At 28.5% G+C, this 8,943-nt stretch carries 7 protein-coding genes and 1 riboswitch; of the genes, 1 reads left to right on the forward strand and 6 read right to left on the reverse strand.

Annotated features, from left to right (window positions below; all coding sequences use genetic code 11):
- Positions 1 to 43: 43 nt before the first annotated feature.
- The gene (locus tag B2W91_RS10970; RefSeq protein ID WP_291580768.1) at positions 44 to 1,405 is read left to right on the forward strand and encodes a short-chain fatty acid transporter; all 1,362 of its coding nucleotides are present in this window, start codon (positions 44 to 46) and stop codon (positions 1,403 to 1,405) included.
- Between the two features lie 259 nt (positions 1,406 to 1,664).
- Here the strand turns inward: B2W91_RS10970 and B2W91_RS10975 are convergent, their stop codons facing one another.
- The 6 genes from B2W91_RS10975 to B2W91_RS11000 form a co-directional block, all read right to left on the reverse strand.
- Positions 1,665 to 2,453 (reverse strand): MetQ/NlpA family ABC transporter substrate-binding protein, encoded by a 789-nt coding sequence (locus B2W91_RS10975; RefSeq protein ID WP_291580770.1) that lies wholly within the window; start codon positions 2,451 to 2,453, stop codon positions 1,665 to 1,667.
- A 15-nt stretch (positions 2,454 to 2,468) separates the two neighbouring features.
- The gene (locus B2W91_RS10980; protein ID WP_291580773.1) at positions 2,469 to 3,128 is read right to left on the reverse strand and encodes a methionine ABC transporter permease; all 660 of its coding nucleotides are present in this window, start codon (positions 3,126 to 3,128) and stop codon (positions 2,469 to 2,471) included.
- Positions 3,121 to 4,086: a methionine ABC transporter ATP-binding protein gene (locus tag B2W91_RS10985; protein WP_291580774.1), complete on the reverse strand. Its 966-nt coding sequence runs from the start codon at positions 4,084 to 4,086 to the stop codon at positions 3,121 to 3,123. The genes B2W91_RS10980 and B2W91_RS10985 overlap by 8 nt, the downstream gene beginning before the upstream one ends.
- Before the next feature lie 296 nt (positions 4,087 to 4,382).
- Positions 4,383 to 4,485: riboswitch (SAM riboswitch) on the reverse strand.
- Positions 4,486 to 4,545: 60 nt separating this feature from the next.
- The gene (locus tag B2W91_RS10990) at positions 4,546 to 5,979 is read right to left on the reverse strand and encodes a lipopolysaccharide biosynthesis protein (RefSeq protein WP_291580777.1); all 1,434 of its coding nucleotides are present in this window, start codon (positions 5,977 to 5,979) and stop codon (positions 4,546 to 4,548) included.
- A gap of 317 nt (positions 5,980 to 6,296) precedes the next feature.
- On the reverse strand, positions 6,297 to 8,000 hold the full coding sequence (locus B2W91_RS10995) for a phospho-sugar mutase (RefSeq protein ID WP_291580780.1): 1,704 nt from the start codon (positions 7,998 to 8,000) through the stop codon (positions 6,297 to 6,299).
- Positions 8,001 to 8,352: 352 nt separating this feature from the next.
- Positions 8,353 to 8,715, reverse strand: coding sequence for a hypothetical protein (locus B2W91_RS11000; RefSeq protein WP_291580783.1), 363 nt, complete (start codon positions 8,713 to 8,715; stop codon positions 8,353 to 8,355).
- Positions 8,716 to 8,943 lie beyond the last annotated feature (228 nt).

Below are 8,943 nucleotides of genomic sequence, written 5' to 3' on the forward strand. Positions count from 1 at the left end.
CATATAAGTTAACAGATCGAATCATATTATAGGGGGGATATTTATGTTTAAAAAATTTACTAACGGTTGTGTTAAGTTAGTACAGAAGTATTTACCTGATCCATTTATCTTTGCTTCTGCGCTTACTTTCATTGTTTTCATCCTGGGAATATTCTTAACTAAACAAAGTCCGTTAGATATGGTGAAACACTGGGGAAATGGCTTTTGGTCATTACTAGCCTTTTCCATGCAAATGGCTTTGGTACTTGTACTTGGACATGCTTTAGCTAATGCACCTGCATTTAACAAACTACTTAAAAGACTAGCACGAATTCCCAAAACACCTTTTCAAGCAATTATAACTGTAACTATGGTATCTTACTTAGCTTGTTGGATAAATTGGGGCTTTGGTCTTGTTATAGGAGCGATATTTGCTAAAGAAATTGCTAAAGTTGTAAAAAAAGTAGACTATCGTTTACTGATTGCTTCTGCTTATTCTGGATTTTTAGTTTGGCATGCAGGGCTTTCTGGATCAATTCCACTAACAGTTGCTGGCGGTGGAGAGGCTGTAAAAAAACTTACTCAAGGAGTAATTGATGCCCCTATACCTACTAGCGAAACTATTTTTAATCCTATTATGCTTGGAATTGTAATCGTTCTATTTTTAACCTTGCCTTTGGTAAACAGAGCAATGCATCCTAGCGAAAAGGAAACAGTAGTTATTGATCCTTCTTTATTAGAAGAGGCTAAGGTTGAGGCTGCCAGTGCTGTTGATATGACTCCTGCTGATAAAATTGAAAATAGTCCTGCAATTTCAATAGTTTTGTGTTTACTTGGTTTTTCTTACATAATTTATTACTTTATAGAAAATGGATTTAATTTAAATCTTGATATTGTTAACACTATATTCTTGTTTTTAGGAATTTTACTTCATAAATCACCTAAAAATTATGTAGCTGCTATATCAGATGCTACAAAAGGTGCTTCTGGTATTTTACTACAATTCCCATTCTATGCTGGACTTACTGGAATGATGATTGGAGCAAATTCATCTGGTGTTTCAGTTGCTGGATTAATTTCAACTGGCTTTGTTTCAATTTCAAATAGAGTTACTTTCCCTGTATTTTCTTTCCTAAGTGCAGGTATAGTTAACTTCTTTGTCCCTTCAGGAGGCGGACAATGGGCAGTTCAAGCTCCTATTATGCTACCTGCTGGTGAAGCTTTAGGAGTATCTCCAGCAATAACTTCTATGTCCATTGCATGGGGTGACGCATGGACAAATATGATACAACCATTCTGGGCACTTCCGGCTTTAGGAATTGCCGGACTAGGTGCTAAGGACATAATGGGATACTGTATAGTCGACCTTATATATTCAGGATTGATAATAACCGCTGGATTCCTATTGTGTGGTATCATATTCTAAAATAATTGGCTTTTTTCTAACATTGCAATGGCTGTCTCAAATTTTGATTTTGAGACAGTCATTTTTTAATTATATATTGATTGTCATATCATAACATATTAATTATGGGAGATTAAATACTTACTATTCTTCTCCCTTAATAAAATACCCTTCTAAATATTTTTATTATAGAGTGATATTTTTAGTTATAACTTTTTATACGAACTTAAAGCCTGAGATTAAAATCTCAGGCTTTAATATCAATATATTATGAAATTCCTTAAAATGAAGGTATTATACTTCCATTATATTTTTCTTCTATAAATTTTTTAATTTTCTCTGAAGTTATAGCTTCGCATAGTGCTTTTATATCCTCTTTTTCTTCATTTCCCCTTTTAACTGCTATTACATTAGCATAAGGAGACTCCTTATCCTCAATTACTATGGCATCTTTATTAGGATTCAAATTAGCTTGTAGTGCGTAGTTTGTATTAATTATAGAAGCTTCCACATCATCTAAAGTTCTTGAAAGCTGAGGTGCATCTATTTCTTGAATTTTTATATTTTTAGGATTTTTAACTATATCTAATTTAGAAACTAAATCTTTTTGTTGAAGTTTTATAACTTTATTATCTTCTAATAATTTTAATGCCCTTGATCCATTTGTAGGATCATTTGGTATTGTTATAGTTGCACCATTTTTTAGTTCATCTAAGCTTTTTATTTCCTTTGAATATAACCCTAATGGTTCTAAATGAACTTTATTTAAAGCAACTATATTAGTTTTATGATTTTTATTAAATTCTTCTATATATGGAATATGTTGAAAAAAGTTTGCGTCTAGCTCACCATCTTCCAATGCTCTATTAGGTAATACATAGTCAGAAAAAACTTTAATTTCAAGTTCATATCCTTTTTCTTTTAATATTGGTTTAACTTGTTCTAATATTTCCGCATGAGGTACTGCTGTTGCACCTATTGTTATTTTTTTAGTATCACTCTTTTTTCCGCAAGCTCCCAATGTAAAAATTACTAAAACAGTTAATATTATTGATAATATTTTTTTCATTTAAATTACCCCCTATTATTTTAATTTCTTATAAAGTATATTTCCAAAAGATTGAATGCATTGTACTAGCATAATTAATACAACAATTGTATATATCATTACTCTTTCATTGAACATATTGTATCCGTACATTATAGCAACAGAACCTAATCCTCCTGCTCCTACTGCACCAGCCATTGCTGAATATCCTATAATGGTGATTGTAGTTAAAGTTATAGCGGATATTATAGAAGGCATTGCTTCTTTTACTATTACTTTAAATAATATTTGAGAATTACTTGCTCCAAAAGATTTAGCTGCTTCTACTAATGATTTATCTACCTCATTTAGTGCTGATTCTACTACTCTTGCAACAAAAGGTGCTGCCCCTATAGTCAATGGAACAATTGCTGCTTTTTCTCCAATTATTGAGCCAGTTAAAGCTTTAGTTAAAGGAATTATGGCTATTATTAATATAATGAAAGGAAATGACCTTAAAATATTTATAATCACATCTAGTGATTTATATATTAATTTATTAGGTCTTAATCCATCTCTTTTAGTCACTGTTAGCACTAATGCTATTAAAAAACCTAATACTACAGCAAATAGTGTAGACCAAAATACCATATATAAAGTCTCTAAAAAACCTTTTAACAATACATCTTTTAATAAAGCTATAATGTCATTATTCATTATTAGTCACCTCCCAAGATATATCTTTATTTGAGAGATATTCAATAACCCTTTCTTTATTTGAGTTATCAATATTTATTACAAGACTTCCTAGCACATCATCTCTAAACCTTTCAAGCTTTCCCCAAACTATAGAAATATCAATGTTTAATTCTCTTGCCATAGAGGTTATGATGCTTTCATTAGATGCCTCTTTAGGAAAAAATATTTTTATATTCACTCCAGTATCTGGAACTATATCTTCCTCTCCTATCAATCTTTTTAAAGCTTTAGGAGGCTTTATGAAAAGTTCTTCAACCTCTCCCATTTCCACTACTTCTCCACTTTCCATAATTGCTACTCTATTGCAAATTTCTCTTACTACTTCCATTTGATGAGTTACTATAATTATAGTTATGTTAAGTTTTTCATTAATTTCTCTAAGAAGTTTTAATATATCCTTAGTTGTTTTTGGATCCAATGCAGAAGTAGCTTCGTCACATAAAAGCACATTAGGATCTAAAGCTAATGCTCTGGCTATTGCTACTCTTTGTTTTTGTCCTCCACTAAGTTCTTTGGGTCTAGATTTAATTTTATCTTCTAATTTCACTACCTTTAATAATTCTAGAACTTTTGATTTTATATATTTTTTATCAAATCCCCAACACTCCAACGGTAATGCAATATTTTCAAATACAGTTTTCCTTTCAAGAAGAGAGAAATTTTGAAAAATCATTCCTAAGTTTTTTCTAAACTCTCTAAGTTCTTTTCCTTGTAAATTATTTATTTCTTTGTCTTCTATTTTTATAGTGCCATTATCATACCCCTCTAGCTTGTTTAAACATCTTAGCAATGTAGATTTACCTACCCCGCTGTGTCCAACTATACCAAATATTTCGCCTTTATTTATTTTTAAATTTATATTCTTAAGTACTTTTAAATCTCCAAAGTTCTTTTCTAATGAAGAAACTTCTATCAAAAATATCACCCCTTTTTAAATACACAATTTAATATAAATTGCCTCTATTCCAAAATTAACTTTTTAGGATGATCAAATAAAATTATTATTTTTTCTATTTACCATCTTTAATTCTTAAAGTTATCATTTTTGGGAATATAATTATGATTTAATTTTTCTATCTTTAATAAAAATATATTAGGATCCTAGTTTTACATTAATTATAAAAAATAATAAATACTACATAACAAAAATTATTCGCGAATAAATAAAAAATTAAAGCCCGAGGATTTCCTCGGGCTTGATATACCAAAGTATCCTCATCTCTCAACATAACGTTGCAGGATTTAGCACCAATGTACATAATGTACTGGTTGCCGGGTTTCATAGGGCCAGTCCCTCCACCACTCTTAATAAGTGTTATTATTTTTTTTATTAGATATTATTCTATATCTATTTTAAACTTTTTTCAAGTACTTTTTAATTTTTTTTCAATTTTAATTTGATTTTTTTTAGTCCTTCTCCTAAATAATCCTTATATACAACCATTAACAGAATGATTTCACCTATTCCTATAAGTATATAAACTAAGTTAACTTCCATAAAAGTTGAGTACAATACATAGAATGTTAATGCTACGGTCATTATAGAGAATTTCTTTATATGATAATTAACTTTAAAATGCTTTAAAGATATGAAAGTTCTCATAGCAAAGAATATTATATAAGAAATTCCTGTTGAAATAGCTGCACCCTTTGCCCCATATATTGGTACTAATATAAAATTCCCTATTATGTTAGCTATACAAGATACTGCTGCAATATATATATGGGATTTAGGGTTTTTAAGAAAATTGATTCCCATAACAGTAGTTTCAGAAATTGTGTACATTATTGGCATAAAACTTAAAAATGGAATTAAGAAAATAGCACTTCTATATTCTTTACCAAGTAATAATATTATTAAATCTCTAAATAATATTAAAAGTATGCCTCCAAGCATCATTGCCACAGTTATTAATAGGTTCATCTTCTCAAAAAACTTTGTATCATTAGGATCTTTTTCATAACGCTCAAATGCTACTGGAACCCAAAATGTTGTAAAAGAACTTTGAATTATATTTAATATAGAAATAATTTTAAAAGCTGATCCATATATTCCAACTTCATTCAAGTCATTAAAATGTTTAATAGCTATCTTATCTGCTGATTGAAAGAGCCAAGTAATTACAAAAGTAAATAGCAACGGTATTCCATATTCTAATATTTCTTTTTGACTTCTCTTATAATCTTTTTTATTTAAGGTAAATATGTTCCAATAATTGAGTTCTACCACTACACCCACCAATGTGACTACAAGATTAGAGAAAAAAGCTGCATAAGCTAGTGTTCTAAAATCTCTATTAAAATATCCAACTGAAAGCAGTATAAATATTAAATTTGAAACTTTCTGTGCTATTAAAAGTGCAGAATATGTTTTTCCTTTTTGCTGCATTCTAATTAACATAGTTGCAAATCTATTAAGTATTAAAAATGTTGTATGTACTATTAATAATATAATTATTCTTATACTATACTCTCCAAATAAATAGTTAGATATTTGCTTCCCAAATAAAACTAATATCAATATAGAAGCTATATTTAGTATAAAAGGGATTTTTAAACAACTAAAGAGTAGATTCTTTCTGTCCTCTTCTTTCTCTTCATAAAAAAATCTAACAAAGGCTTGGTCTATTCCACAAATTATAAATGCCATTGTTATATTTGTGTATAGCTCAAACATAGAAAATTTACCAAATTCCTCTGGGGATAAAAGCCTTGTAGTTATAGGAGTTGTTACAACTGCTATAAGAATGCTAATCCAACTTCCAATAGAAAATGATAAAAATTTTTTAAACAAATTATTGTTACTCATAATTAAACCCCTTAAACCATATATAATAAAATTTATTATATAAAATAATGAATTATCTAGCTTATAAATTTAAAACAAACTAAATATATTCATTTTATAACTCTTGTACTTATATTTTCCAAATACTTTTACATATATTATACATGAAAACTCTAAATTTTGAACAATATATAAATAATAGCTTTAAAACTGATTTTAACTTCATGGTAACTTGTCCATTAGATAATTAATAAGAACCTTCACTTCCTAAATCCCGTCTAATATAAAAAAACGTGAGCTTTAAAACTCACGTTTTTTATATAGCCAGTAACTTTTATTTACCCTAGCTTATTCATTACATACTTTTTAAAATTATCTAAATTTTTCTCACAAGACTCTAGTGAATCTCCTCTTGCTGATATATAAATTTTTATCTTAGGCTCAGTGCCAGAAGGTCTTATGACAATCCAAGAATTATCATCTAATATAAACTTAATAACATTTGATTTAGGCAGTGTTATATTTTTTATACTATTATTATCTAAATTCTTAGAAAATCCTAACTTGTAATCTTCAACTTCTTTAACCCTCTGTTTCCCTATATAAAATATATCTTCTCTAAAGGAATTCATTATATTATTAATTTTATTTACTCCCTCAATTCCACTAAGTTCTACAGATATCAATTCTTCTTTATAATATCCATACTTTTCATAAAGATTTTCTAAAGCCTCAAATAATGACATACCTTTAGTTTTATAATAAAGAGCCATCTCGCATATAAGCATTGCACCAATTATTCCATCCTTATCTCTTACGAAATCTCCACATAAATATCCATAACTCTCTTCAAAAGCAAAAATAAACTTTTTTGCATCCAAATTTTCAATAAGTTCACCTATATATTTAAATCCTGTGAGGACTTCTAAAACTTCTATACCAAAATCTTTACATATAGGCTTAACCATATCTGTAGTTACAATAGTTTTAATTATTACACCATTAGAAGGCAGCTCTTTCTTTTCTTTTAGCGAAGTTAAAATATAATGACCTAAAAGTACTCCTACTTCATTTCCTGTTAACAGCTTATATTCTCCTGTACTACATTTTGCCATAACACCTATTCTATCACAATCGGGGTCTGTCCCTAATATAACATCTGGATTAATATCTTTAGCTAATTCTAATGCTATATTAAAAACTTTGGGATTCTCCGGATTAGGGTAAGGTGCTGTTGGAAAATCTCCATCTGGACTTTCTTGTTCTTTAACTATAAAAACATTTTTATACCCGAGTTCACTAAGCAGTCTTCTAATAGGAATATTACCTGTACCATGTAAAGGAGTATAAATAACATTTAACTCTTCACTGCTGTTCTTTATTAGTTCTTCTCTTAAGGTTATGTTTTTGACCTTCTTTAAATAAGAGGAGTATATATCCTTTCCAATATAATTTAATAATCCCTTATTTAGGGCTTCATCTTTCGAAATCTTTTTTATACCATTAAAATCTTTAATTAAACTAATCTGATATAAAATCTCTTCCGCTGCCTTATCCGTTATTTGAACTCCACTTTCATTATAAACTTTGTAACCATTATATTCTTTAGGGTTATGAGAAGCAGTTATAACTATACCCGCTTTACAATTTAATTCCCTAATAGCATAAGAAAGAATAGGTGTTGGAGTTAAACTGCCAAATACATATACCTTTATATTATTTCCACAAAAAACCCTGGCTGCAAACTCTGAGAATTCATAGGACATATGCCTTGAATCATATGCTATAGCTATAGAAATATTCTCTTTATATTTTTTTGTTAGATAATTGCTTAAACCCTCTGTTACTTTGCCTATAGTATAAATATTTAATCTATTAGTACCTGCCCCTATAATTCCCCTTAATCCTCCAGTACCAAAATCTAAATCTTTGTAAAATCTATCTTTTATTTCATTTTCATCAATAGTTTTAAGCTCGAGTTTTGTTTTTTCATCTACTGAATTAGAATTCAACCATAAATTATACTTTTCTTTATATAGCATATTTCCTCCTAATTTTAATTAATAAAAAGCTATATTTAAAAACCGTTACTAAACTTTATTTACTATTTAGACCTTCAAAATAACTAATCAAAAGTATAATGAATATTTTGTTTTAAGCAATAAGCCAGATTTTGCTGATATCAATTTATCAAGCAATATCTATAACTGTAATATTTGCATAAGATATTTTACTATAATGGCTAATTACTTTTTAAACATGCCTTATTTAAAGACAAAGGTATCAACTTCTATAGATAAAAGAAACATGTACGCATTGTAGTACATGTTTCTTATATCAGTATATGAAAAACCGCCAAAATATTTCATATTTTCCATAAAATATTATTTAAAACTATTCTGCTCTCTCTTCAGTCTCGTTAGCTTCCTCTTCTTTCTCAGGATTAAAAAACTCTAATTCATCCTCATCAAGCTTTGCGCCTGTAGTTTTTATTAAATCAAAGATTTCTTCATCATTTAATAACTTTGCTTCTACCCTATCAGCAAAGGTTCTAAACATCTCTTCTCTAAAATACTCTGAATTTATTCTAGGTAGGCTTGGAAGCGGTGTAAACCCATAATCCGTTGCCTTTTTTACGCCTTCAACATCATATTTAAAATAAAATTTAGATTCTTTCTTTACAAGTTCCCCGACTTTAATCTTTTCTCCATCACTATTCTTAAACATTAACCATAATATGTCTTCCCTATTATTCATATCTTGAAGCTCCTTTATTTCTAAATTAAAGAAAAGTAAGTATGTTATTACTCATTTTTCTTCATTATATTTACATTAAGATTTTAAATATTACATATATATATGATTTATTCTAATCCTTTTACTTATCCTTTCGCAATATTAATTATTGCTTTTAATGTTATAATCCTTTTAAAATTAACTTCCAACACTAGTCATAGTTCATATATAGGATTCCACAATGAAAAT

This window comes from Clostridium sp. UBA6640, assembly GCF_002455975.1.
Lineage (GTDB): Bacteria > Bacillota > Clostridia > Clostridiales > Clostridiaceae > Clostridium_J.